Source organism: Dactylosporangium sp. McL0621, assembly GCF_049995355.1.
Lineage (GTDB): Bacteria > Actinomycetota > Actinomycetes > Mycobacteriales > Micromonosporaceae > Dactylosporangium.
Window position 1 is genome coordinate 12,423,776 of the sequence record NZ_CP188259.1, and the last position, 24,367, is coordinate 12,448,142.

The 24,367-nt window shown below is 71.9% G+C and carries 23 protein-coding genes; 4 read left to right on the plus strand and 19 right to left on the minus strand.

Annotation, left to right across the window (positions count from 1 at the left end; all coding sequences use genetic code 11):
- Positions 1-42: 42 nt before the first annotated feature.
- Positions 43-687: a LysE family translocator gene (locus ACPPVO_RS59000; RefSeq protein WP_426508634.1), complete on the plus strand. Its 645-nt coding sequence runs from the start codon at positions 43-45 to the stop codon at positions 685-687.
- A 57-nt stretch (positions 688-744) separates the two neighbouring features.
- A complete protein-coding gene (locus ACPPVO_RS59005; RefSeq protein WP_426508636.1) occupies positions 745-1,953 on the plus strand; it encodes an RNA polymerase sigma factor in 1,209 nt (402 codons plus the stop codon).
- 108 nt (positions 1,954-2,061) lie between these two features.
- Here the strand turns inward: ACPPVO_RS59005 and ACPPVO_RS59010 are convergent, their stop codons facing one another.
- From ACPPVO_RS59010 to ACPPVO_RS59055, 10 genes are all read right to left on the minus strand, one after another.
- On the minus strand, positions 2,062-2,277 hold the full coding sequence (locus tag ACPPVO_RS59010; RefSeq protein ID WP_426508638.1) for a hypothetical protein: 216 nt from the start codon (positions 2,275-2,277) through the stop codon (positions 2,062-2,064).
- Between the two features lie 373 nt (positions 2,278-2,650).
- Positions 2,651-3,172 carry a hypothetical protein gene (locus ACPPVO_RS59015; RefSeq protein WP_426508639.1) on the minus strand — a complete coding sequence of 174 codons (522 nt, stop codon included), beginning with the start codon at positions 3,170-3,172 and terminating at the stop codon, positions 2,651-2,653.
- Positions 3,173-3,377: 205 nt separating this feature from the next.
- Positions 3,378-4,286 carry a DUF4142 domain-containing protein gene (locus ACPPVO_RS59020; protein WP_426508641.1) on the minus strand — a complete coding sequence of 303 codons (909 nt, stop codon included), beginning with the start codon at positions 4,284-4,286 and terminating at the stop codon, positions 3,378-3,380.
- Positions 4,286-4,933 carry a COG4315 family predicted lipoprotein gene (locus ACPPVO_RS59025; RefSeq protein WP_360374990.1) on the minus strand — a complete coding sequence of 216 codons (648 nt, stop codon included), beginning with the start codon at positions 4,931-4,933 and terminating at the stop codon, positions 4,286-4,288. Before ACPPVO_RS59025 ends, ACPPVO_RS59020 begins: the two co-directional genes overlap by 1 nt.
- 119 nt (positions 4,934-5,052) lie before the next feature.
- Positions 5,053-5,643: a sigma-70 family RNA polymerase sigma factor gene (locus tag ACPPVO_RS59030; RefSeq protein WP_426508643.1), complete on the minus strand. Its 591-nt coding sequence runs from the start codon at positions 5,641-5,643 to the stop codon at positions 5,053-5,055.
- A gap of 4 nt (positions 5,644-5,647) precedes the next feature.
- Positions 5,648-7,156, minus strand: coding sequence for an NADH-ubiquinone oxidoreductase-F iron-sulfur binding region domain-containing protein (locus ACPPVO_RS59035; protein WP_426508645.1), 1,509 nt, complete (start codon positions 7,154-7,156; stop codon positions 5,648-5,650).
- On the minus strand, positions 7,153-8,601 hold the full coding sequence (locus ACPPVO_RS59040) for a hypothetical protein (RefSeq protein ID WP_426508647.1): 1,449 nt from the start codon (positions 8,599-8,601) through the stop codon (positions 7,153-7,155). Before ACPPVO_RS59040 ends, ACPPVO_RS59035 begins: the two co-directional genes overlap by 4 nt.
- Before the next feature lie 577 nt (positions 8,602-9,178).
- Positions 9,179-10,807, minus strand: a complete 1,629-nt coding sequence (locus ACPPVO_RS59045; RefSeq protein WP_426508648.1) for a hypothetical protein — start codon at positions 10,805-10,807, stop codon at positions 9,179-9,181.
- Positions 10,808-11,197: 390 nt separating this feature from the next.
- Positions 11,198-11,497: a MarR family winged helix-turn-helix transcriptional regulator gene (locus ACPPVO_RS59050; RefSeq protein ID WP_426508649.1), complete on the minus strand. Its 300-nt coding sequence runs from the start codon at positions 11,495-11,497 to the stop codon at positions 11,198-11,200.
- A 126-nt stretch (positions 11,498-11,623) separates the two neighbouring features.
- Complete coding sequence (locus tag ACPPVO_RS59055; protein WP_426508650.1) at positions 11,624-12,811, minus strand: FAD-dependent monooxygenase; 1,188 nt, start codon at positions 12,809-12,811, stop codon at positions 11,624-11,626.
- Between the two features lie 77 nt (positions 12,812-12,888).
- Here ACPPVO_RS59055 and ACPPVO_RS59060 point away from each other — a divergent pair, with 77 nt between their 5' ends.
- Positions 12,889-13,428 (plus strand): TetR/AcrR family transcriptional regulator, encoded by a 540-nt coding sequence (locus ACPPVO_RS59060; RefSeq protein ID WP_426508652.1) that lies wholly within the window; start codon positions 12,889-12,891, stop codon positions 13,426-13,428.
- Here the strand turns inward: ACPPVO_RS59060 and ACPPVO_RS59065 are convergent.
- From ACPPVO_RS59065 to ACPPVO_RS59100, 8 genes are all read right to left on the minus strand, one after another.
- Positions 13,381-14,289, minus strand: a complete 909-nt coding sequence (locus ACPPVO_RS59065; protein WP_426508653.1) for an expansin EXLX1 family cellulose-binding protein — start codon at positions 14,287-14,289, stop codon at positions 13,381-13,383. The two genes, ACPPVO_RS59060 and ACPPVO_RS59065, sit on opposite strands and share 48 nt — an antisense overlap.
- A gap of 57 nt (positions 14,290-14,346) precedes the next feature.
- Positions 14,347-15,318 carry a calcium/proton exchanger gene (gene cax, locus ACPPVO_RS59070; RefSeq protein WP_426508654.1) on the minus strand — a complete coding sequence of 324 codons (972 nt, stop codon included), beginning with the start codon at positions 15,316-15,318 and terminating at the stop codon, positions 14,347-14,349.
- Between the two features lie 129 nt (positions 15,319-15,447).
- Positions 15,448-16,683: a reverse transcriptase family protein gene (locus tag ACPPVO_RS59075; RefSeq protein ID WP_426508656.1), complete on the minus strand. Its 1,236-nt coding sequence runs from the start codon at positions 16,681-16,683 to the stop codon at positions 15,448-15,450.
- Positions 16,684-16,827: 144 nt separating this feature from the next.
- On the minus strand, positions 16,828-18,153 hold the full coding sequence (locus ACPPVO_RS59080; protein WP_426508657.1) for an NAD(P)/FAD-dependent oxidoreductase: 1,326 nt from the start codon (positions 18,151-18,153) through the stop codon (positions 16,828-16,830).
- Positions 18,154-18,237: 84 nt separating this feature from the next.
- Entirely contained in the window at positions 18,238-18,747 is a 510-nt protein-coding gene (locus ACPPVO_RS59085; protein ID WP_426508659.1) for a mycothiol transferase, read from the minus strand.
- 150 nt (positions 18,748-18,897) lie between these two features.
- The gene (locus ACPPVO_RS59090) at positions 18,898-20,259 is read right to left on the minus strand and encodes a S53 family peptidase (protein ID WP_426508661.1); all 1,362 of its coding nucleotides are present in this window, start codon (positions 20,257-20,259) and stop codon (positions 18,898-18,900) included.
- Positions 20,260-20,419: 160 nt separating this feature from the next.
- Positions 20,420-20,860 (minus strand): GyrI-like domain-containing protein, encoded by a 441-nt coding sequence (locus ACPPVO_RS59095; RefSeq protein ID WP_426508663.1) that lies wholly within the window; start codon positions 20,858-20,860, stop codon positions 20,420-20,422.
- A 4-nt stretch (positions 20,861-20,864) separates the two neighbouring features.
- Complete coding sequence (locus tag ACPPVO_RS59100; protein WP_360374964.1) at positions 20,865-21,152, minus strand: antibiotic biosynthesis monooxygenase; 288 nt, start codon at positions 21,150-21,152, stop codon at positions 20,865-20,867.
- Between the two features lie 352 nt (positions 21,153-21,504).
- Between ACPPVO_RS59100 and ACPPVO_RS59105 the strand changes: the two genes are divergently transcribed.
- Positions 21,505-22,620 (plus strand): MerR family transcriptional regulator, encoded by a 1,116-nt coding sequence (locus tag ACPPVO_RS59105; protein WP_426508665.1) that lies wholly within the window; start codon positions 21,505-21,507, stop codon positions 22,618-22,620.
- A gap of 64 nt (positions 22,621-22,684) precedes the next feature.
- Here ACPPVO_RS59105 and ACPPVO_RS59110 read toward each other — a convergent pair whose 3' ends face one another.
- Positions 22,685-24,295, minus strand: a complete 1,611-nt coding sequence (locus tag ACPPVO_RS59110) for an alpha/beta hydrolase (RefSeq protein WP_426508667.1) — start codon at positions 24,293-24,295, stop codon at positions 22,685-22,687.
- Between the last annotated feature and the right edge of the window lie 72 nt (positions 24,296-24,367).

The window sequence follows — 24,367 nt, forward strand, 5'->3', positions numbered from 1 at the left end:
TGGCCGTTCTCCGTAGCCGACCGGCGGGGCATCGTGGGCCTCATGATCTCTGTCGGTGCGGCGGCGGGCGTCGCGCTCGTGGCGCTCGGGATGGTTCTCACGCCGGGCCCGAACATGATGTACCTCGTCTCGCGCAGCATCTCCCAGGGCCGCCGCGCCGGCCTGACCTCGCTCGGCGGCGTCGCCGTGGGCTTCCTCGTCTACCTGGCCCTCGCCGCGACCGGGCTCTCCGTGGTCTTCTCCGCCGTGCCCGCCCTGTACACGACGGTCAAGCTCGCCGGCGCCGGCTACCTGGCCTACCTCGCCTGGCAGGCGGTCCGCCCGGGCGGGACGTCGGTGTTCGCCCCGGTCGAGCTGCCGCCGGACTCGAACCGCCGGCTGTTCACGATGGGCCTGATGACCAACCTGCTCAACCCGAAGGCGGCGATCATGTACGCCTCGCTGATCCCCCAGTTCGTCGACGTCCACGCGGGTCATCTCGTGGCCCAGGCGTTCCTGCTCGGCGGCGTGCAGATCGTCGTCAGCCTCCTGGTCAACACCGGGATCGTGGGCGCGGCCGGCTCCATCGCGGCGTTCCTGGCCCGGCGCCCGGCCTGGCTGCGCGCCCAGCGGTACGTCACCGGCACCCTCCTCGGCCTGATCGCCGTGAAACTGGCGACCGACAAGGCCCGCCCGATGGCGGTCTGACGCCGTCGAGGTGACGGGCGCGCGGGCCCCGGCCGGTGGTGGTGTAGAGATGAGGCTGTGACGGTCGAGGAGGAGCTGCGCACGCTCGCCCCGCAGGTGCTGGGCATCCTGATCCGGCGGTACGGCCAGTTCGACGCCTGCGAGGACGCCGTTCAGGAGGCCCTGCTCGCGGCCGCCCTGCAGTGGCCCGCCGAGGGCACCCCGGCCAACCCGCGCGGCTGGCTGATCACCGTCGCCGTGCGCCGCCTCACCGACCAGTTCCGCTCCGACGACGCCCGCCGCCGGCGGGAGCAGGCCGTCGCCGCCCTCGAGCCGGAGCCGTCCGACGCGGTGCCCGACCGCGACGACACGCTCACCCTGCTCTTCCTGTGCTGCCACCCGGCCCTGTCGCAGGCGTCGCAGCTCGCGCTGACCCTGCGCGCGGTCGGCGGCCTCACCACCGCCGAGATCGCCAGCGCCTTCTTCGTCCCCGAGGCCACCATGGCCCAGCGCATCAGCCGCGCCAAGGCGAAGATCAAGTCGGCCGGCGCCCGGTTCGCCCCGCCGCCGCCCGAGGAGCGCGAGGCCCGCCTGGAGGTCGTCCTCCACGTGCTGTACCTGATCTTCAACGAGGGCTACACCGCGAGCTCCGGGGCCGACCTGCACCGCGGCGACCTCACCGCGGAGGCCATCCGCCTGACCCGCGACGTGCACCGGCTGCTCCCGGCCGACGGCGAGGTCGCCGGCCTGCTGGCCCTGATGCTGCTCACCGATGCCCGCCGCCCGGCCCGCACACGACCCGACGGCACCCTGGTCCCGCTGGCCGAGCAGGACCGCTCGCTCTGGCTGCGCCCGATGATCGACGAGGGCACCGACCTGATCACGCGCACACTGCCGCAGGGCTCGCCCGGCCCCTACCAACTGCAGGCCGCGATCGCCGCCGTCCACGACGAGGCCGCCGACACCGCGGCGACCGACTGGCCGCAGATCCTGGTCCTCTACCAACTGCTGGCCCGCGTCGCCCCGAACCCGATGGTCACGCTGAGCCACGCCGTCGCGCTGGCCATGGTGAAGGGCCCACGGGCCGGGCTGGACCTGCTGGCGACCCTCGACGCCGACGACCGGATGGCTTCCAGCCACCGCCTGGCCGCCGTGCGCGCGCACCTGCTGGAGATGGCCGGTGCTCCCGGCGAGGCGCGCGAGTGGTACGCCCTCGCCGCCAAGCGCACCACAAGTCTTCCCGAGCAGCGGTACCTCGAGCAGAAGGCCGCCGCCATCCCCTCTTGACTTGTGAAGCAACGTGTTTCGGGGATGAGGCTAGCCGCGGGGTATGACAGTTTCGGCCGAGCTGAGAACCCCCGGGGTGCGGACGAACCGCACCCCGGCGGCAACGCGTCAGCGACCGCGGCCCAGGTTGATCACACCACGGATGACCTGGACGACGCCCCAGACGATGGGGCCCCAGGCGACGACGTACACGGGGATGTCCGCCGCGTAGGTGCACACCGTGATGCCGATGCCGGCCGCGATCCAGATGAGACCGAAGACGATCTCCCGCTGCCCCTTCGAGGCCAGCGCGCTCTTGGCCTCGGTCGACTGCTGCACCTGCATGTAGTGCGGCTGCTGAGGCTGCCCATAAGGCTGCTGAGGCGGCCCGTAGGCCGGCGGCTGCTGCCCGTAGGCCGGCGGCTGCTGCCCGTAGGCCGGCGGCTGCTGCCCATAAGCCGGCGGCTGCCCGTAACCCGGCTGCTCCCCGTAAGCCGGCGGCCCACTCTGGGGAGAGGGAGACGGCGGCGCGGAGTTCGGCGGCTGCCCATAAGCCGGCGGCGCCGAATAAGGCTGCTGCTGCGGCGGCTGCCCATAGGCGGGCGGCGCGGAGTTCGGCGGCTGCCCATAGGCCGGCGGCGCCGAGTAAGGCTGCTGAGGCTGCCCATAAGGCTGCTGCGGATCCGAGGGCGGATATCCAGGTTGCATGGTGGTCCTGTCAGGTGATCGGTCGGCCGTGGCGGTTCAGCGCCGCCATGAGGTGGTCGAGGAACTCGTCCCGCCCGTTGACGATCTGGATCGGGATCATGATGGGCTCGCTCCCCTGGACCAGCAGGTTGTAGTGGCTCAGCTTGCCGGCCGCATCGCCGCGCTTGCCGAGCACCGACTGCAGTCCGGTGGTCTCAGGCCAGCTGAACGCCCGGACCTTCCCGTTGTGTCGGTAGACGAAGCCCTCGCTGTAGACAAAATAGGCGCGATTGCCCACAACCAGCGTCCGGATGGCGGTGCCGATCGCGAACACCATGCCGAAACAGAAGAAAAGGCCGATGAACCGGACGACCGAGTACATCGCGTCGAAAACGCTCATCTTGCTGCCGATCGCGCTGACGCCGATCAGCAGGCCGAGGCAGGCCAAGGCGATCACCAGCCACAGCAGGAACCGGTTGCGCATGTTGGCCAGCTGCCGCTCGCTCACCAGCGGGCCGAGCCCGCGAGCCTGAGCGGCCTGTGAAACCTCCATCGGGACCTCGCCGACAGGCAAGGCACTACCCCCGTTGGTCACCGCGTCCTCCCCGTGTGCGTCGGTAACCGGCCCCTCCACCGGGGCCTAGCGCACGATAACAGTCGATGGGGAGCAGTGAAAAGCGATGGGCTCGGCGCCGTCGAGGCCTTCCTTGCACTCGACGGCGCCGAGGATCAAGCGTCCAAGATGGACGGTACAAAAATCAGTACGTTGTGCGGTGCCGGGAACCCCGGCTCCCGCGGAAGATGCGGAACGCGGCGAAGGCGCCGATGGCCACGGCCACCCCGGCGATCGCCCAGACGGCGTCCGGTTGCAGGGCGAAGGCGGGCGTGGCGTTGCTCTTCTTGGCCGGGGCCGCGCCGCTGACCGGCTCGGGCAGCGCGCCGAAGTTGACGTTGCCGATGCTCTCCAGCAGCGTCATGTGCTTCATCACGACGTTGACCGCGGTCTGGGCGAAGGTCCGCACGAGCTCGTTGCGGGTGCCGGAGCGGATCTGCGAGACGAGCGCGAAGACCTTGCCGTGCGCGGCCCGCAGCCGGTTGGAGAAGACGTCGTCGAACTGCTCGCCGCTCGTGGCGGCGTTCATCTCGTTGAGCCACCCCTGCTGCTCGTCGCTCGGTTTGTCCGGCAGCGGTACCCCGAGCTGCGCCGACACCTGCCGGACCTGCTGGTCGAGGCCCTTGTGGTCGGTGGCGAGCTGCTTGCCGACCTCCTTGACCTTCTCATCGGCGGCCCGGGACTGCGCCATGGTGCCGGCCGGGCCCTCCCAGAGCCCGGCCTGGCGCACCTTGGTCAGGAACTCCCGGTCGACCGGGCCCAGCGGGCCGAAGCTGGTCATGGTGTACCCCGAGGGCAGGGCCCCGGCCGGTTGCGTTCCGGCCGCGGCGACCTGCACCGGGTTCTGGGCGGCCGGCGAGGCCGGGCCGTACGCGGCGGCCGGAGCGGTCTGCTGAGCGTTCGCCGAGCCCGCCTGACCGCCGGTCAGCGCGGCGCGCCAGGACGGCACGCCCAGAATGACGCCCACGGCCGCGGCGATCAGGACCCACCAGGGCCAGGTGCGGCGGCGCGGCCACGGCCGGGAACCGGCGCCGTCGGGCTCGACGGAGTACATCAGTAGCCGCCGGACCCGCCGTTACCGGTGGCGGTCGGCTCGGCCGAGGCGGCCGGCGGCTGCACCGCGGTCGGCGCGGGCGTGGGCAGGCAGGTCAGGTTCTTCTTGCCGTCGGGCGCGACGACGAACCAGACACCGCCGACGTTCTGGCCCTTCCAGGCGCCCGGCTTCGGGTCGCCGATGTAGCGGTAGACCGGCCAACCGGCGAGCGTGATCTGGCGGGATCCGTCGGCGCGGGTGACGGTACCGACGACCGCGGTGTCGACACCGGTGAGGTCCGGGTTGCCGTCGGTCAGCGCCGGCGGCCACACCTGCGCGCACTTGTCGACGCAGTTGGACTTCGGCGGCTTGGCGGTGTCCTTGTCGAATCGGTACAGGACGAACCCGTCCTGGTCGGTGACGACCTTGCCCATCTTCGGAATCGACGCCGCCTTGAGCGCGGTGGTCAGCGGGGCCGCGGGCGCGGTGCTGACCGGCGCGAGGCTCTCCCCGGCCACATCATTGAGGGCCGGCGCCTGCGCCTGGGCCGCCGCATCGTAGGCGTTGTCGGCGCCCGCGCCCTGCGGCGCGCACGCGGTCAGGGCGGCCAGCGCGGCCGCCGCCGCGGCACATCCCGCCACGGTGGCGGTGAGCCTGGTTGCTGCCACTGGATCCTCCTCGGTTGGCGTGTCTCGTGTTCCGCCAAGTGGTACGGGCGGCCGAGGGGCGCGAGACTGAAGGTTCCACAGTGGACAAGTTCACAAAGATTGCCGGGCGTGTATTCGAACTATCGGGCGCCGCGCTCCGTACCACCCTTGCGAGCGTCCAGCGCCGCACGCAGGGAGCGCAGTGCGTAGTACACCCGGGACTTCGCCGTGCCCAGCGGCAGGCCGAGCAGCTCGGCCACCTCGTTGACGGTGCGATCGCGCAGATAGGTCTCCACCAGGATCTCGCGGTGGGCCCGGCTCAGGCTGCGCAGGGCGTCCATGACCACCATGTTGGCCAGCACGCGCTCGGTCTCGTCGGACTGCGCGAGGTCGGCCAGCCACAGCTCGTCGAGGTCCTGGCCGAAGCTCTCGCCGGCCCGGGCGCTCGCGCTGCGGTGCTCGTCGATGGCGATGCGCCGCGCGACCGTGAACAGCCACGGGCGCAGCGAGCCGACCGCGCTGTGGTCGAACCGGTCCGCGTTGCGCCAGGCCCGCAGCAAAGTCTCCTGCACGATGTCCTCCGCCCGCTGCCGGTCGCCGCCGGTGAGCCGCGCGACGAAGCGCAGCAGGGCGTCGGCGTGCTCCCGGTACAGGGCGACGAGCAGCTCGTCGTCCGCGTCGCGGGGGCCGGAGGTGTGCCGCGCGGTGCGGCGTCCATATGCCTCGATCATCACGTCACCGTTTCGGGGCAGCCATGCGGAGCGCGAGTGCCGGGCACATCGCCACCGCTTGCGCGGCAACGGGTTCGAGCCGCACCGGCACGGGTGCGTCCATGAAGGCCGGATAGCCGTTGCCATCCAGCCGGATGAGGTCGGGGGCCACGTCGGCGCACAGTCCGTGGCCGTCGCAGCGGGACCAGTCGACGTGCAGCCGCCGCGTGCCGCCCTCGTCACGGGCGGTGGGCACCGGCAGCACCCCGGCGACCGGGCGTCCGCAGTCGCCGGACCGGGCGTGGCGGGCGAGATCGTCCGCGAAGACTTCCAGGGCGGAGGTGGCGAATCCGGCGGTACCGTCGGGATGGCTGCAGGCGCCACGCCCCTTGACCGCCGCCGCGGCCTGCCGCACGACGGCCGCGTCGCCGGACCCCGTCGCCAGGCCGTCCACGGCCCGGGCCAGGTCGGGCAGGCCCAGCCGGCACGGGCCGCACTGGCCCGCCGACTCGGCCGCGAGGTACCGCACCACCCGCGCCACCTCGCCCACCGGGCACGTGTCCGGCCCGAGCGGCAGGATGATCCCGGCGCCGAGCGCCCCGCCGACCGCCTGGAGCCCGCGGCGCGAGACCTGGGCCCGCGCCGCGCCCGCCATGTCGATCCAGCGGCCATGGAAGCCGCCGGTGAGCACGGCCGGCCCGGCCGGGACGCCGCACAGGTCGAGCACCTCCTCGAGCGGTGTACCCGTCGGGCACTCGACCACGGCCGGGTGCCGGGCGCTGCCGGTGACGCTGAGCAGTACCGTGCCCGGCTCTTTGTTCTCCCCGTCGCCGACCTCGCAGTAGCGCCGGGGCCCGATCCGGGCCGCGATCGCCAGCTGCGCGAACGTCTCGGCGTTGGACAGCAGCGTCGGCTGCCCGGCCACGCCGGCCTCGGCCGCCCGGCGCTTGATGCCCGGCGGGATGTGCGGGAAGCCGTTGATGCCCTGCACCAGGGCGCCGCCCTCGCCGGAGATGAACCGGTGCGGGACCCGCACCACGCGGGACGGCACCGGCATGTCGCGCTCGGCCAGGGCGTTGAGCAGCGAGCGCTCCCCCACGCCGTCGTCGGCCACGCACAGCACGATCTCCACCGCGCGCAGCGCCCACGCGACGAGCGCGGCCCCGTCGAGGATGAGGTGCGGCGCGCGGGTCAGCAGCACCTTGTCCTTCCACGCCGCCGGCTCGCCCTCGGTCGCGTTGACGACGACGTACGGGGCGAGCATGCGCCGCTCGACGACGTCGACGACGGCCTTGACCTTCTTGTAGAACGGGAAGCCGGCGCCGCCACGGCCGGTGAGCCGGATGTCCTCGGCGAGCTCGAGCAGGCCACGCATCGCCAGCGGGCCGATCGGGCCGTGCACCTGCTGGTGCGCGCGCAGGTCCAGCCGCTCGGCCCGGTCGAGCCCGGCGGTGAGCCGGGCCGGGCCGATCGTCAGGACCGTCGGCACCTGCGGCGCCGCGGTCGCGGTAGCACCACGACTGCGTGAGCTCATCGGGCCTCGCCCCGAATGCGGTTCCAGAACGCGACGTCGTCGTCATCGTCGTCGCGGTAGCGCCGGCCGCGGCTGACGTTCTTCTGAGCCTGCTCGCGCTCCTGGCGGCGCAGCTCGCGCCGGGTGTCGAGGTTGACCAGCGTGGGCGTGTCGTCGTCGGCGTAGCGGTCCTGCTCCGCCTCGGCGGCGGCGGTCGCCGCGGCGGCCGAGCGGCGCGCGGCGAACCGGTCCCGCAGCGACATCCCCGCGGTGTCGTCCACTTTGGACGGCTCGGGGTAGGCGGCGTAGGGGTCGTAGTCGTCCTGGATCGCAGCGGCGACCCCGCGGTAGGTCTGGACCGGCTCCTCGATCGGCTCGTACACCGGCTCGTAGGGGGCCTCGACGAGGTGCTCGGGCTCGTAAGGAGGATCGTCCGAGAAGCGCGGCCCCTCGGCAAAACGCGGGACATCGGCAGAGAAACGCGGGGCATCGGCAGAGAAACGCGGGGGATCGTCGGAGAAACGCGGGGGATCGTCGGAGAAGCGCGGGGGATCGTCGGAGAAGCGCGGCGGGCCGTCCGAGAAGCGAGGGCTCTCGACGAAGCGAGGGGCAGCGGCAGGGACAGGGGCCTCGACGAAACTGTCCACATAGGACGGGATCGCGGTCACCGGCGTCACGTCGGCAACGGCCTCGCGCCGGTAGTCGGCGCGCAGATCCGCCGGCCGCTCCTCCGCCGCCCACTGCTGGTCGGCCGGCGGCGCGTCCCAGCGGAACCGGTTCGCCGAGCGCGACGTGCGAGGCGCGCGCCGCTCGTACCCGACCGGCTCCGGCCGCCCCACGGGCGCGATGAGGGTCGTGGTGCGGTCGGCGGCGAGCTGCTGCCGGCGCCGGTTGCGCTCGACGGACAGCCGCAGCCCGAGCGCCACGAAGGTGAGGAAGCCCAGCAGCAGGTAGCTGGCGGTCACCCAGACCGCCGGCGGGCGGCCGGCGTTGAGGCCGTGCCACAGGGCGACGGGCCAGCAGAGGTACGCCGTCGCGTGCAGCGGCCGCCACATCCACGGCTTGCCGGTCTGCGCGAAGCGGGCGCGGACGATGCCGGTCCACATCACCAGGATCATCAGGTACGCCGCGACCGACCCGGCGCCGATGGTGAACGGCGCCATGGTGAACGGCACCAGCGCGCCGACCACGCTGACCCGCGCGGCCATCACCTCGGTGGCGATGTGCAGGCCGAGCATGGCCACCGCGACGATGCCGAGCGTGCGGTGCACCGACTGGACCCAGACGCGGTGCCGGGCCACGAGCATGATGCGGTCGGTCGCGACGAGCCCCACGATGACCGACAGCGTCAGCGAGACCAGGGTGAAGACGCCGCAGTAGAAGACCAGGAATCCGAAGAGCTGGGTCATCGTCTCGCGCCCGCCGCCGGTCGCCACGCCGAGCAGCAGCAGCCCGGCAAGGGCCACGAGCCCGACGTTGACCGCGGACGGCGGACCGCCCCGTGTGGATCGACCGCGTGGTGCCTGTCCCCCGCCGGAGCCCGACGGGTGCGGCTGAGCCATTGCAGTTCCTCTATCCTGTCGAGCTGGTTTCCGGCGGTTTCCACCGGCCGGCGAAACCAACCTAGGCAGGGCCTTAGGAACGGGTCAATTTAAGTTTCATCGAGCGGTTCCACGCCTGCGGAACATGATCCACAGACCTCATTTCAAAGTCTGTTAATCCTCTTTATTGATCGCTGAACATCGAAGGGCACCACTGGGGAGCGCTCCCACGCAGCGCGCCGGGGGCAATTGTCCGGTTTGTCGGGCATCGGTCGCGCCTGGCGCAACCCTCAAGAACCAATGTCATCGATCCACTTCGAACGGTAACGGCCCGCCGTTCGTGAACCACTGCTTAAGTGCCCGTTAGGGCTTCTTTCGGAAACCCTTGAGCCGATCGATGATCACGTCGTTCGGGCCCACATAACCAGCACGAGAAGGCACTCCGGGAGTTCGTACACATGTTCGTCCACAGCCTGTGGATAGAACGTGTGTGCGACGGAGGTCAGCCGACGCGGTACACGGCGCAGGCGCCGGAGCGGAACGTCAGCGTCGCGTAGCGTGACAGGTCGGGCGACGGGGGCATGATGTCGTCCTCGGTGAACAGCCACCGCACGTGGTAGCGATCGCGCAGCACGCCGATCGTCTCGGGGGACGGGCGGGCGAAGGCGGCGTCGTTGTCGGCCAGGACCCGGGGGTTCCAGTAGGCGGTGTGCTCCTGCGGTACACCCTGGATCGCCTCCTGGTCGTGGGCCTCGGCGGTGTAGGCCCAGGACTCGACCAGGACCCGGCGCTCGCTGTAGGCGGCGATGCCGAAGTGCCGGCGGTCGCAGGCCGAGTGGCCGCGCCGGCCCTCGTAGGCGCAGTGCATGTTGGTGGCCACGAGGTCGTTCGGGGACGAATGATCGCGGAGCCAGCGGCCGGCCTCCAGGGTCCCCTCGGTGACGATCGGCCACAGGTCGGCGCGCTCGCTCCAGCCGTTGGCGCGCCCGTCCTGGGCCGCGTAGACGATCTGGCGCACGGCGGTGGGGGCCGTACAGCCGAGCAGGAACACGGCGACGACGGCGTACGCCTTGGCCGACCGGCGGGCGAGGAGCAGGCCGGCCAGCGCGACCGCGGCGATGACGGCCCAGGGCCAGACGAGGGCGGCGGTGACGGCGGCGGCGTGGCGCGTGGGGCCGATGGCCGGGACCTGGGCGCCGTCGAGAAAACGTACGACGTAGATCAAGAGCGCGCCGGCCCCGAGCCAATAAATTACGCGGCGGGGGCGGGGCAGGGACAGGAGGCCCCAGGTGGCCAAGGCCGCAAGGTACGGGCGGGCGCCCTGCAGGAAGAAGCCCTCGGCCTGGCCGCCCGAGTGGCCGAACAGGACCAGGATCGAGAAGCCGGCCAGGCCCAGGCCCAGCAGCAGTACCGCGTCCGGGTGCAGCAGGCGGCGGCGCAGGCCCAGGGCGGCGCCCCAGATCGCCAGCCAGGCGAGGACCGTCAGGGCCAGGAGCACGATCAGGCGGTACACCCGCGGATCCTCGGTGTAATGCGTGCTCACGCCGGCCGGGTTGCGGCGCAGGGCGTCGAGCGGGCCCGGCCCCAGGCCCTGGCTCTCGCCGCCGAAGAGCACGAGCTGCGCGAAGACCAGCCAGCCGAGCACGACGCCCAGCGCGGCCGCGGCGATCCCGTGCACGCGGCGGCGCACGAGGCCGTGCACGGCGAGCACGAGCAGCAGGCCGCAGAAGAGCGTGGGCAGGAAGCTGGCCTTGGCCCCCATCACCGCGGCGGGCAGCAGCAGGAAGGCGAGCCGGCGCCGGCGGTCGCCGCCGTGCTCCCGCAGCAGGTCCAGCAGGACCAGCATCAGCGGTACGAACAGCAGGGCCCCGAACGTCTGGGTCGGGCTGGTCCACAGGGTGAGCCGGATGTTGGAGCCGTCGTCCGTCGCGTTGAAGCCGTAGTCGCGGTAGAACAGGTCCTGCACCCAGCCGTACGGGTCCGGGGAGAGCGCGAAGAACAGCAGGACCAGCGCGATCGCGGCGAGGGTCCACGAGTGCGCGACCGGGGCACGGCCGGCGGGGCCGCTGCCGTGCCAGTACCGCCGCAGCCGTTCGAACCCGGCGAACGCCCCGAGAACCGTCGCCGGCACCAGGAGCGCGGCGAGCGGGACGCCGAGGGCGTGGGCGGGGGATGTAGGCGAGCACCTCGACGCCGTAGCCGACGGCCGTGCCGACCGCGAGGTCCTCGCCGAGGCCGCGGGAGCCGCGGTGGATGAGCCGCCACAGCAGCATTCCGGGCAGGGCGACGGCGAGCCCGACGTACGCGGAGAACGCGAGAAAGGCCGGGAGCGCGACGCCGTACGCGTGCAGGACCGACCCGGTCGCGACGAAGACCAGCCCGGCCGGCCACCACCCCGACCCCCACCGGACCCGGACGGGCCGCCCGCGGTCCGTGCCGGACGTGTCCCGTTCCGCGAGCAGGGTCACGCCCCGCTTCCTACCGGGCTTCGGGCGGCCTCATCCGGGAAACGGGTGCGGATTCACCCCCTGGCGATGCGGATCAGGACGGCCTTGAACGCGGCGTACGCCTCCCCGCCGACCTCCACGGCGTGCCGCGCCTCGATACCGGCGAGGATGACCCGCGACTTGTGCGCCTGGTCCAGGCCCAGGTCGGTGGGGACGACGAGCTTGGCCCGGCGGTCCTGGGGGTCGGGGCGGCGCTCGACGTATCCGAGCTCCTCCAGCTCGTCCACCAGCGTGCCGATGACCTGCTTGTGCTGGCCCGACCGGGCCGCCAGGTCGGTGGCCCGGCTGCCCTCGGGGTCGAGGTAGGCCAGCACGGCGCCGTGGCGGGGCCGCAGCCGCGGGTGCCCCTGCTCGGCCAGGCGTCCGAACAGCTCCTTCTGCAGCGAGAAGAGGACCTGCGCGGAGAGGACGCCGAGGTCGGTGGGTTCGATAGTTCCCGACTATAAAGCCGGCTGCAGTTGCACGCCGTCCAGCATCGCCGCCGGGCCGCCGCCGAAGGCGGTGAGCCGCCGCTGGGCGAAGGCCGGCAGGCGCGGCAGCAGGCGCATCGCCTGGGCCATCGCCCAGATCTGCAGGTTGCTGCGCGGGACGAGCGTCGCGAGCACCGACGGGCCGATGCGGCGGCTGGCCTCGACCGTGGCCGCCATGGCGGCCTCGTACGCCGGGAAGGCCACGGTGTGGTCCCCGCCCGCCGCGGCGAGCTCGGTGGCCAGCACGTAGCCGCCGACCAGCGCGAGGCTGCTCCCGCCGCCGACCGCCGGCCCGGGGCCGTAGCCCGCGTCCCCGACGAGCGTCACGCGCCCGCGCGACCACGAGCCGAGCCGGATCTGGCTGATCTCGTCGAAGTAGAAGTCGGGGGCCTCGTCGAGGTGCGACAGCAGCCGCGGTACCTCCCACCCGAGCCCGTCCGCGAGCGTGCGCAGCAGCCGGCGCTGGTCCGCGAGGTCCCGGTGGTCGTACTCGAGCTCGGGGCTGCGGATCAGGAATCCGGCCCGCGCCCGGGCGGGGTCGTTGGTCGGGTAGATCGCGATCGCCCGGTCGACGGTGTTGTACGTCAGGACGGTCTGCGTTTCCAGGAACGCGGGGACGGTGTAGACGGCGAGATACGCGCCGAGGAAGTGCCGGTAGCCCCGTTCGTCGCCGAACACCAGCCGCCGCACGCCCGAGTGCAGCCCGTCGGCCCCGACGATCAGGTCGAAGTGCTCCCGGGAGCCGTCCGAGAACGTCACCGCGGTGTCCTCGATGCCGGTGACGGTCCGGTCGAAGCGGTACTCCACCTGCTCCTTCGTCGCGTTGTGCAGGATCTGCGCCAGGTCCCCGCGCATGATCTCGATCTGCCGGTCGGTGATGCCGGCGAGCAGCTCGGCGGCGCGGATGGTGACGTCCGGCTTGCCCGGGCGCACCAGCGCCATGAGGTCCGTGCGGGTGCGGTGCGCCCGGACAACGTCGCCGAGCCCCATCCGGTCGATCACCTCGACCGCGGGCCCGAGCAGGTCCACCGGGTGCCCGCCGGTGCCGGTGCGCAGCGATGCCGTGCGCTCCACGACGGTGACCTCGAAGCCGGCCCGGTGCAGCCAGTAGGCGAGGACGGGTCCGGCGATGCTGGCCCCGCTGATGAGTACGCGCATGTCCACCCTCCCGAGTCATTTACTTACCTACCGGACGGTAAATGCTTACCGCCCGGTAAGTCAACTAGGCTGGAGGGGTGCCGAGACCGAGAACGAGCGAGACCGCCGAGCGCATCCGGGCCGCCGCCCTGGAGCTGATCCTTGAGAAGGGGGTCCAGCAGGCGAGCCTGCGCGAGATCGCGGAGCGCGTCGGCATCACGAAACCGGCGCTGTACTACCACTTCGCCTCGCGTGAGGACCTGCTCCGCGGCCTGGTCCAGCCCTTGATCGACGACGTCGAGGAGCTCCTGGCCCGCTACGAGGCGGCGGGTTCGGCCGAGGTCGAGGAGCTGCTCGGCGACTACTTCGACGTGACGTACCGCCACCGCGCCATCACCAGCATGGTGATGACCGACCCGAGTGTCCTTGCTCACCTGAACCTGGCGATGGCGGTCGACGGCTGGCGGCGCCGCATGGCGGTCCTGCTCTACGGAACCGCCCCGACCCTGGTGCAGCAGACCCGCGCCCTGGTCGCGATCGGCGGCCTGGGCGACTGCACGGTCATGGAGACGGACGCGCCGCCGGCCGAGCTACGAGCCGCAACGCTGGAGGCCGCCCGGGCTGCGCTCGGCCTGTAGCGAGCCCGCCTCCGGCATGGCGCTGCTCGCCTCCGCCGAGGGCGCGGCGACGGGGAGTCCGGTGGGGCCGGCCGAGCCGGTCGCGGTGGCCCGGCTCGGCTTCGGCGCGGCCGGTGAGGCGGTGGCGGCCTGCGCCCCGGGCTTCTGCACCGTGCCGACGCTGAGCGTGACGCCGTTGAGGGTGGTACGCCGTCCGGCCGTGTCGGTGACCCGCACGGTGAACGGCCCGTTCCCGGCCCCGCTCTCGGCGATCCAGTAGTTGTAGTCCGTGCGGGCGAGCGCCTTGAAGGAGCCGCCCGACTGAATCTCGGCGCCGGCGAGCGGGTTGCCGGTGTTGTCGAAGCGCAGGGCGAGCCAGTACCGCGACGAGCCCTCCTTGACCCGGACCGTCATCGCCCCGGGCACGGCGGGATTGGCGACCTGGCTGTAGGAGACCTTGATGATCCCGTCGTCGATCGCCCCGATCCGGGCGAACGCCTGCCGGCTGAGGTCGATGTGCCCCGCGGCACACTCCGGGCACCGATCCGTGATCTTCACGCGGACGCTGCCCTTGGGCCCCTTGACGTCGAGGTACCCCCCGCAGGCGGCCCCGGCCTGGTACTCGGCGTTGCCGAGCGCCACGACGAGCGGCTCGGCCACCTTGTCGAACGAGCAGTTCCCGCCGCCGTCGGCCGCGTAGTACGTGGCCTGCCCGGCGGTGCTGCCGACGGTGGCCGCGCAGGCCGCCCCGGACGCCTGTGCCACGAGCGCCACGGTGGCGACCCCGGCCACGACTATCCCGGCGCCGGCCCCGACGAGGGCCCGGCGGCTGCGCCACCAGGGCGCCGCGCGATGCCCACGGGGCGCGTCAGCTTCCACCACGGCCGCAGCCTACCGACCGGGCCGGGCCGGAGCCGCCGACCAAAGCGAAGCTTAAGCTCAGCCCCACCAGAAGACGGCGGCGATGATCGTGTACAGGGCGACCAACGTGGCGCCCTCCAGCCAGGTGGACTCGCCGTCGAAGACGATGAAGGCCACGGCGATCACCGTGATCGCGACCGCCATGATGAGCATCGGGGCGAAGACCAGGGTCAGGGTCGTCGCGGTCAGCAGGCTCAGCAGCACCAGCGCCGGGGCCAGGACCAGGGCGATCTGCAGCGGACTGTTGATGATCACGCTCAGGGCGTAGTCCGACTGGTTCTTGTACGCCAGCTTGATGCCGATCACGTTCTCGATCGCGTTGCCGGCGATGGCCACGATCACCAGGCCCGCGAACGCCTGCGAGATGCCCATGGCGTCGATCGCGGGCTCCAGGGCGTACACGAACCAGTCCGAGACCAGGGCCGCGCACCCGCTGGCCACCGCGAGCAGGGCCACGGCCAGCCAGATCGGCCAGCGCGGCGCCTCCATGTGCACGTCCGCGCCCGCGGCCGCGCTGCGCTTGAGGCTCGCCGGGAGGGACAGCGCGAAGACGAGCAGCAGGATGACGGCCACGAAGATGGACAGGGCCTTCTCGTGGGGCTCGGCCGGCGTGTGCACGTAGGAGGCGAGGCTCGGCAGCACCAGGGCGCCCGTGGCCAGCACCATCAGGACCATCGTGGTCCGGGCGCGCTCCGAGTTGAACTTCTGGGTGCCGTGCTTGAGGCCGCCGGCGACGAAGGACAGGCCCAGGACGAGCAGGATGTTGGACAGGATCGAGCCGATGATGGCCGACTGGACCACCGCGACCAGGCCCGCCTTCAGGGCGAAGAAGCCGATGAACAGCTCCGGCAGGTTGCCCAGCGCGCCCTGCAGCACGCCCGTCGCGCCCGGGCCGAAGCGGTCGCCGAGCTGCTCGACGCTACGGCCGACCAGCGAGGCGAGAGCGGCCACGGCGGCGCCCGCCACGATGAAGGCCACCACAGAGGGCACGTTCGCGAACCGTGTCACCGCCGCGGCACCGACGGCCACGGCGCAAAGGCCGAAGATGGTGTAGTCGGAGCGTTCGAACACTCGAACGGGAGCGGCTTCCACAGTCACGACGTCGAATATCGCATTCGATCACAAGTCTGTCGCGGCGACGGCCCTGTACAGTTCCCGCAATTTTGCGGCCCGGGCCGGGCGCCCCGCGCCGACCCAGGCGATCCGGCCCGCCAGGTGGGCCGCGAAGTCGGGGTGGCCGTCGCGGTTGGCGGCCTCGAGACCGTCCCGGGCGGCGCTGTGCAGGACGGCCCGCAGCCGGTCGTACTCCGCCCGCGCCACGGCCGGCGAGTCGTTCACCACGAGCCCGGCGAGGCGCTGCCGGTCGCCGCGGCCGCGCACCCGCGTCTTGGCCGGGTTGACGCGGAAGCCCTCGTCGGCGACCACCGCCGTCACCGCCTCGATCAACGGCGACGGCCGGAACGAACCGGAGAAGGCGAGGTCGTCGGCGTAGCGGGTGTACCGGGCCCCGAAGGCCGCCGCCAGGCCGGTCAGCCGCCGGTCGAGCCGGAACGTGCAGAGGTTGGCCAGCGCCGGCGAGGTCGGTGCGCCCTGGGGCAGGTGCGGGGCGCGCAGCACGGCGCTCCGGGCGACGTCGAAGGGCGTGCTCGTGGTGCACAGCGCGGCCAGCGTGTGCGCGACCGGCTCCGGGTAGCCGATCGTGCGGAACAGGCCGTACACCCGCCGCACCGGGATGCTCGGGAAGAACGCGGCGAGATCGAGCCGGACGACCAGGGCCCGGCCGGCGTGCGGCGCGGCGAACGTGTGGACCGAGCGGCCCGGCACGAAGCCGTGCGCCGCCGGGTGCACCGGCACGCGGCCGAGCAGCTCGTCCAGCAGCCGCCGCTGCAGGCCGCGAAGGGCCGGCTTGGGCGCCTCGATCAGACGACTGCCGATCCAGGTGTACCGGTAGTGCCGGAGCCGCTCCGCGGAGCTCTTGCGGTTGATCTCCCGCCGGTCCGCGAACCAGTCGAGCCGGTCGCCGTCCAGCTCCAGCCACTCGGCCAGGGCGGCGAGGTCGTCGAGCGGCGGCGTGTCCCACCGCATGCGCACGACCCGCGTCGGCACCGCCCGGCGCACCACGATCCGCGCCGGCACCCGCGGGGGCAGCTGGGCCGCGAGGAAACCGGCGAGCTCGCGCGGGCGGTCGGCGGGCCTTTCGCGGTACCCCCGCAGCACCGCCGTGACCAGAGGGCCCATCCAGCGCGGGCGGCGCCCGACGACCTCGGACCCGGCCTCGAGCAGAACCGGCCGCGACCAGTCGGCCGCGGCCAGGAAGGCGTGCGCGAGGGCATGGGCAGCGCGCCCCGACGTCACCCGGTCGTGCCTGCCCCGGCTCGCGCGCAGCGCGGTAGTGGGCCGGCGGTGTGCTGCGGTGCTCAATTTCGCGTCCCCGGGGTTGCCCCGGAGCGATCACGGCGAGCCGCGATCAGCTCGGGACGCGCTGCCACGGGCAATACCCTACGGCAGCTTCGACTGGTACTCCTGCAGCGCCCGCCGCGCGAAGACCTGCTGGAACGTGGCCACCCGCTCGGAGCGGCCGCGGCCGACGAAGCTCACGAACCAGTGCAGCACCGCGGTGACCCGGTTCTTGAAGCCGACCAGGTAGAGCAGGTGCACCACCAGCCAGAGCAGCCAGCCGAGCAGCCCGGCGAAGTGGAACCGGCCGACGCTGGCCACCGCCGAGAAGCGCGAGATGGTGGCGAGGCTGCCCTTGTCGAAGTACTTGAACGGCTGCCCGGTCGGCTCGCCCGCGAGGTGCTTCTTGATCTGCCCCGCGGCGTGCCGGCCGCTCTGGATGGCCACCTGCGCCACCCCGGGCAGCTGGTCCAGCGACATCATGTCGCCGACCGCGTAGATCTCCGGGTGGCCGGGCACGGTCGTGTCGGGGTTGACTTTGAGCCGCCCGGCCCGGTCGGTCTCCGCCCCGGTCGCCTCGGCCAGCTGCAGCGACAGCGCGGGCGCGGCCACCCCGGCAGCCCAGATCTTCGTCGCCGACTCGATGCGTCGCCGCCCGTTGGCCGTCTCGACCTCGATGCCGGTCTCGTCGACGTCGACCACCTTGGTGCTCAGCTCCACCTCGACGCCGAGCTTGTGCAGCTGGCGCAGCGCCTGCGTGGAGAGGTGGTCGCCGAACGTGGACAGCACCGTCGGCAGCGCGTCGACGAGGATGATGCGCGCCTGCCGCGGGTCGATGTTGTGGTACTGCCCGGGCAGGTGCCGGTGCGCGAGCTCGGCGATCTGCCCGGCCATCTCCACCCCGGTCGGCCCGGCCCCGACGACGACGAACGTGAGCAGCCGCTCGATCGCGGCCGGGTCGCTCTCGATCTCGGCGAGCTCGAACGCGCCGAAGATCCGCCCGCGCAGCTCCAGGGCGTCGTCGACGCTCTTCATGCCGGGGGCGAACTCGGCGAACTCGTTCTTGCCGAAGTAGGACTGCGAGGCCCCGGCCGCCACGATGAGCGAGTCGTACTCGACGCTGTAGGCCACCCCGGGCGCGACCACGTCGACGCGCTTGGCCACCGGGTCGACGTGGGTCGCGGTGCCCAGCAGCGTCTTGACGTTGTGCTGCCGCTTGAGGACCTCACGGATGGGCGGCGCGATCTCGCCCTCCGACAGGATGCCGGTGGCCACCTGGTACAGCAGCGGCTGGAACAGGTGATGCGCCGTGCCGTTGATCAGGGTGACGTCGGCCGGGGCGCCCTTCAGCGCCTTGGTCGCGAAGAGTCCCCCGAACCCGGCGCCGATGACGACCACCCGGTGCCGCTGCTGCGAACGCTCGTCCATGTGCATCTCCCGATGTGGGGCATTGGACCCTGCGGATCAAGTACACCACCGTTTGGGGCCGGTGACGGTGTGTCCTGTACTACCTCACTGTGGCAAGAGTCCGCGCACGTAGGCGGCCTGGCCGGCGTGCTGCACGTCGTCGTCGAGAATGCTCACCAGCCGCACCGCGAGCGACACCGGCGGGTCCCAGCGCTCGTCGACGATCTTGTCGAGCTCGTCCTCGGTGAGGCGCCCGATGAAGGCGCGGGTGCGGGCGTACACCGCGTCGAAATACTCCAGCAGCGCCTCCGTCGACTCCGGGCGCACCCCCTCGACCTGGTCGGGCGTGTGCCCGTAACCGGTGTCGTGGGCCTGCGGCTTGAGCCCGAACCGCGCCGCGTAGCCGCCGGTCACCCAGAGCTGCTCGGCCCCGTCGACCAGGTCGGTGATGTGGTCGTCCTGCACCCGGGTGAGGTGCCAGACCAGCCAGCCGATCGAGTTCGCCCCGGGCCCGGGGGCCCAGTGCAGCTGGTCGGCGCTCAGCCCCTCGACGGCCCCGCGCACCAGGTCGGGCAGCCGCCCGTAGCCCTCGGCCAGCAGTTCGTTCACGCGCATGGCTCAGTACCCCTCTCCAACACTCGGTCAACCCGGATCCTTACCCATCGGAGCCGGGGAGATGCCTCCAGCCCGCCGGCCCGAAAAGACGGCGGGCCGCCCCACCCGGGGCGGCCCGCCTTTTCTACCTTGTTGTCAAAGCGCCTTTTGCTACAGGAACGCCAAGGCCGGAACGAACTTGTTCGCGTCGATGGTGCCCCAGCCCGAGCTCAGGTCGTAGCCGGGCTTCGCCGGGAAGCCGGTCACGCCCTCGAAGCTGTTGTCGCCCGAGGTCACGTCGACCAGGCCGGTCGGCAGGTGCGTGCGGGTGCTGCCCGCGCCGAGCAGGTACAGGGCCGCGTTGATGTCACCGAGGCGGCGACCCGCCTGCTGGTCGGCGAGGGCCACGATGCCCGAGAAGATCGGGGTGGCCTCGCTGGTGCCGCCGAAGATGTGCCACGGCGAGTCGGCGCCGACGAAGGAGTAGTACACCCACGCCCCACCGTCGACCGCGGAGCTCATCGAGATGTCAGGCGTGCCGCGGTGGTTGCCCACGACGTTCTTCACGCCGGCCTGGAACAGCGGGCGCGGGAAGACGTGCGAGAGCCCGCCGCCGCCGGCGCCGTAGCCGTCGTTCCACACGACGTCGGCGGTGACACGCTTGCCGCTGTTGTCGAGGTTGAGCTGCGTGCCGCCGATCGACGTCACCAGCGGGTCCGACGACGGCCAGGAGTTGACCGGGTACGTGTAGAGGTCCTCCCCGTTCTCCTGGTAGTCGGTGGCCCCCGCGTCGCCCGAGGCGGCGAGCACCGTCACGCCGTGCACCGCCGCGTCGGCGTACGCGTACCGCAGCTTCTGGATGCTGGAGAAGTCGCCCTTGTCGAAGCCGGGGAACGTGTTCTCGGTCGCGCCGAAGCTCTGCGAGATCACGTCGCCGACGCCCTTGTCGATGAGCGCCTTCTCGGCGTTCATCATCTCGGGCAGGCCGGTGACGCCTTCGGTCTCGGCGACCGGGGTCTCCACGAGCACGATCTTGGCGTCGGGCGCGATCGCGTGCGCGTACTCGACGTCGAGCGTCGTCTCCTGGGCCCAGCCGACGTGGTCGGGGTTGGTCGGGTCGAACGCCGGAACGTTGCCGGCCTTGACCACCTGGACGTTGATGTTCGGCAGGCCGAACTGCGCGTCGAAGACCTCGAGGTCGTGCTGGATCGTCGGCGAGCCGAAGGAGTCGACGATGACGATCGTGCGGCCCTTGCCCGTGACGCCGCGGGCGTACAGCGGGTTCAGGTTGTACGCCGTGCGGTACTGCAGCGGCGAGTAGCAGTGGATGCCGATCTGCGCGACGCAGTCGGACGTGGACAGCGGTGCGGTCCGGGAGACCTTTTCCACATGCCCGGTGATCGCCGGACGGAGCTTGAACGCGGGCGTCGCGGCCGAGGCCGCCGCCGGCGCGGCCACCGCCGCGAAGCCGGCCACCGTGGTGGTGACGACCGTCGCTACGGCGGCCCGGGACACGATCGAGATGAGCTTCATCGACACCTCTCGGGCGAGGAACTGGGACCAGCCCATCCGAACCGCTGGGACGCCGCCGTGCCATCCGTCGGAACCCTTTCTGTCACCCTTTCTTGATATTGAGGCCCTTCCAAATGGGACATCTTCCCGGAATAATCCGGCCACCATCACGTGACGATGTCTACTCGACCGCTGTGAGCTGCCAGAAGACCTCGACCCAGGGCGTGGGCTCGTTCGGGCCGTACACCTCCCACCGCACGCCGGTGGTGCGCTCGCCGCGCTCGGCGCACCACCCGGTCACGGCCGCATGGGCGGCGCCGAGGTCCGCGTAGGAGCCGCGGTGCACGGTGGTGGCCGCGCGCCCGGCCGGCAGCGCGGAGGGCACGACCCGGCCGGTGAGCGCGCACGGCACGCCGAGCTCGACGCCGATCTCCACCCGCGGGCTGTCGTCGAGGTACAGCATGATGTTGCGGCATCCCCGCTCCACCCCGCCCGCCCGCAGGCAGGCCCACACCTCGCCGCTCAGCTCGCGCCACAGGGCCGGGAACTGCGCCCAGGTGGTCTGCGCGGGGACCACTACGGTCGGGCGGCGCTGCGCGTCCACGATCCTGACGTCGTACATCGCGCTAGACCGGTACGCCGTCTTCGGCGGACACCACGTCGGCGATGGTGGCGAAGAACGCCGCGATGCCGGGGCGGTTCGCGCCCTTGACGCGGGAGGCCTCCCGGTCCTCGGCCGAGGCCCAGTCGACGATGTCGAGCCATTCGTCGCCGGGCAGGCGCACGAGGCGCGCGCCGAGGAAGCCCGCGCGGTCGGCCCGGAAGTCGGCCACCATGCCGGGCCGCGCGGCCAGGAACGCGTCGGTCTGCTCGGGCGCCACCCGCAGGCGGGTGAGTTCCACAATTGCGGTCATGCGTCAAGCATGATGTAACGCGCCGGGCGCGGCGGATCACCGCGCCGGTCCTCTTCCACCTGCAGTGGCACGACGAGATCTTCCCCCGGGACGGCCGGCTGGCCCTCTTCGACCTCCTGGCATCGCCGGACAAGCTGATCGCCTACGCCGGCCGGCACGCCGGAACCAAACCGGCCGCGATCGCCCTCTGGTGCGGCTTTCGTCGTGCGGCACCGGGCTACCGCCCTGTCGGCGGGCACCGGCCCGCGCGCCGGCGAGAGCGGCGCCGGCGCCCGGACGAGCTGAACGTACGTCCCGCCGCCGCCCGGCCGGGCTTGTCCCTCACGTGGCGTCATACCGCATAGTCGGTCGCGTGGAAGAACACCTGACCGTGGGACGGGTGGCCGAGCTGGCCGGCGTGACGGTCCGCACGCTGCACCACTATGACGAGATCGGTCTCGCGCAGCCGTCCTCGCGGACCGCGGCCGGGTACCGGGCCTACACGTCGGGCGATGTGGAACGGCTGCGGGAGGTGCTCGCCTACCGGCGGCTGGGCTTCGGGCTGCGCGAGATCGCGCATCTGGTCGACGACCCGGCCACCGACGCGGTCGCGCACCTGCGCCGGCTGCGCGGGCTGCTGCTGGACCAGCGCGACCGCGCGGCCGCCATGGTGACGGCCATCGACAGGGAACTGGAGGCCCGGGCCATGGGAATCAGGACGACACCGGAGGAACAACTGCAGATGTTCGGCGCGCAGCTGTACGACGCCATCGGGTCCGCCTACCCGGCGACGCGGCGCACCGAGCCGCGGATCGCCGCGCGTATCTGGGATGCGCTCGGTGACGCCCGGACGGTGCTGAACGTCGGGGCCGGCACCGGCTCCTACGAGCCCTCCGATCGCGACGTCACGGCCGTGGAACCGTCGGCGGTCATGCGAGCGCAGCGCCCCGCGGACGCGGCGCCTTGCGTGGCCGCCGCCGCGGAGTGCCTGCCGTTCGAGGACCGGTCCTTCGACGTCGCGATGGCGGTCAGCACCGTTCATCACTGGCCGGACCCGATCGCCGGGCTGCGTGAGATGCGGCGGGTCGCCCGCCGGGTGGTGGTGCTCACGTACGACGCCGACGACGCCGGCTGGCGGCAACGATTCTGGCTGACCCGCGACTACCTGCCGGAGTTCGCGGACCTCTTCGCCGGCCGGCCCGCACTGGCCGACCTGACCCGTGCGATCGAGGGCCGCACGGAGCCGGTGCTCGTACCGTGGGACTGCGCGGACGGCTTCTTCGAGGCCTACTGGCGCCGGCCCGAGGCGTACCTGGACGAGCATGTGCGCCGAGCCGTGTCGGTATGGACGAGAGTCGGGCCGCGGACCGAACGGCGGGTGGTCGGCGAGCTCGGCGACGACCTCGCCTCGGGCCGATGGGCCGAGCGCAACGGCGACCTCGCCGACCTCGATGCCGCCGAGCTCGGCCTCCGCCTCCTCGTAGCCTGATTGCGTACGCAAGAAGGGGCGCGACCGGTAGCGGTCGCGCCCCTCTCGTTCGGTACGGGTCGAACTAGCGGCCGATCGGGTAGAGCGGCTCACGCGCGACGCTGTTGTCCGCGCGCAGGGACTGCACCGAAGCCGTCGCGGCGGCCGCGGTCGGGTCCGGCTGCGGCAGGGCGTCGCAGTTCTTGTCGGGGCGGTCGCCCGACTTGCGCTGCGGCAGCTTGCCGGTGGACAGGTACTCCGCGATCGTGTCGTCGATGCACGCGTTGCCGTTGAGCGAGTTGGCGTGCGTGGTCTGACCGACCTCGGCGAGCAGGGCGCTGTGCGGGAAGAGCCGGCGCGCCTCGAGGCTGCCCTCGAACGGGGTGGCCGCGTCGAGGGTGGTGCCGACGAACAGGACGCTCTTGACCTTCGAGCCGTCGACCTTGACCGGCTTGTGGGCCTTGGCCGGCCAGTAGAGGCACGGCGCGTTGTACCAGGCGTTGTCCCACGTCATGTACGGCGCCTTGAGGAACGTCAGCCAGTTGTCGCGCTGCCACTGGTTCCAGCTCTGGGGCCACTGGACGTCGCTGCACTGGACCGCGTTGTAGACCGCGAAGCCGTTGTCGTCGCCGGGGCCGACGTAGTTGTTGTAGGCGTCGACGATGATCTCGGTGTTGTGGTCGTTGGCCCAGCCCGAGAAGGCGTCGGCCAGCTCCGTCCATGTCGACTGGTAGTAGCCGGCGTAGAGGAAGATGTCCGTCCACTCGTCGGAGCCGACGACGCCGCCGGCGGGGGCGGTGCGCAGCTTGTTCTGCTCGGCGTACCAGCGCAGCTCGACCTGCTTGGCGGTCGTGCCCAGGTGGTACACGCTGTCGTACTTGGCCAGCCAGCCGAACCAGATCTTCTCGTTGCGCTCGAAGGCCACGTCCTGGTCCAGGTTGGCCTGGTACCAGACCTTGCGCACGTCGACGTTGCCGTCGAGGACCATGCGCCGGACCTTGTCCGGGTACAGGGTGCCGTAGACCTGGCCGAGGTACGTGCCGTACGAGAAGCCGTAGTAGTTGATCTGCTTCGCGCCGAGCGCCTTGCGGATCGACTCCATGTCGTTGACCGAGTCGACCGTCGTGATGTGGTTGAGCAGGTCACCGCCGGACTTGCCACAGGCCTCGGCGTAACCCTTCGACCGGTTCAGCCAGGTGCTCTCGATGCTCTTGTTCCAGGGGATGTACTCCGGACGCGGACCGTTGAAGTAGTCGTCGTCGCAGTGCAGCGCCGGAACGCTCGAGCCCACCCCGCGCGGGTCGAAGCCGATCCAGTCGTACGCGTCGCCGGCGCCGTTGGGCACGTACTCGCCCAGCACCGACAGCGTCAGCCCGGACCCGCCGGGGCCGCCCGGGTTGACCAGCATGACGCCCTGGTAGTCCTTGTCGGCGACCTTGTGCTTGATCCGCGAGACCGCGATCTGGATCTTCTTGCCGTTGGGCTTGCCGTAGTCCAGGGGCACGTCGAGCAGGCCGCACTCGGCCCCGCGGGACTGCAGCCCCTTGCTCGCACACTGGCCCCAGGGGATCGAGGCCGCGTAGCCGTCGGCGCCCGGCGCGCCGGGCGCGGCCAGGGCGCTCGAGGCCGGCGCGACGGCCGCGAGCGTGGCCGCGGCGGTGAAGAGGACCAGCCCCTTCACGGTTCTGTTCGTCAAGACAACCCTCCCAATCTGCCCAAATCTGTGCAGTGGCCAGCTGATTCGGGTCAAACAATGTCACGCCGATGC

What these genes read in the sequence shown, in the direction of transcription:
- ACPPVO_RS59000 (WP_426508634.1), top strand. Translation starts at nt 43, where the DNA reads ATGATCTCTGTCGGTGCGGCGGCGGGCGTCGCGCTCGTGGCGCTCGGG.
- ACPPVO_RS59010 (WP_426508638.1), bottom strand. Translation starts at nt 2,277, where the DNA reads ATGCAGGTGCAGCAGTCGACCGAGGCCAAGAGCGCGCTGGCCTCGAAG.
- ACPPVO_RS59015 (WP_426508639.1), bottom strand. Translation starts at nt 3,172, where the DNA reads ATGGAGGTTTCACAGGCCGCTCAGGCTCGCGGGCTCGGCCCGCTGGTG.
- ACPPVO_RS59020 (WP_426508641.1), bottom strand. Translation starts at nt 4,286, where the DNA reads ATGTACTCCGTCGAGCCCGACGGCGCCGGTTCCCGGCCGTGGCCGCGC.
- ACPPVO_RS59030 (WP_426508643.1), bottom strand. Translation starts at nt 5,643, where the DNA reads ATGATCGAGGCATATGGACGCCGCACCGCGCGGCACACCTCCGGCCCC.
- ACPPVO_RS59035 (WP_426508645.1), bottom strand. Translation starts at nt 7,156, where the DNA reads ATGAGCTCACGCAGTCGTGGTGCTACCGCGACCGCGGCGCCGCAGGTG.
- ACPPVO_RS59055 (WP_426508650.1), bottom strand. Translation starts at nt 12,811, where the DNA reads ATGCGCGTACTCATCAGCGGGGCCAGCATCGCCGGACCCGTCCTCGCC.
- ACPPVO_RS59080 (WP_426508657.1), bottom strand. Translation starts at nt 18,153, where the DNA reads ATGGACGAGCGTTCGCAGCAGCGGCACCGGGTGGTCGTCATCGGCGCC.
- ACPPVO_RS59085 (WP_426508659.1), bottom strand. Translation starts at nt 18,747, where the DNA reads ATGCGCGTGAACGAACTGCTGGCCGAGGGCTACGGGCGGCTGCCCGAC.
- ACPPVO_RS59090 (WP_426508661.1), bottom strand. Translation starts at nt 20,259, where the DNA reads ATGAAGCTCATCTCGATCGTGTCCCGGGCCGCCGTAGCGACGGTCGTC.
- ACPPVO_RS59095 (WP_426508663.1), bottom strand. Translation starts at nt 20,860, where the DNA reads ATGTACGACGTCAGGATCGTGGACGCGCAGCGCCGCCCGACCGTAGTG.
- ACPPVO_RS59100 (WP_360374964.1), bottom strand. Translation starts at nt 21,152, where the DNA reads ATGACCGCAATTGTGGAACTCACCCGCCTGCGGGTGGCGCCCGAGCAG.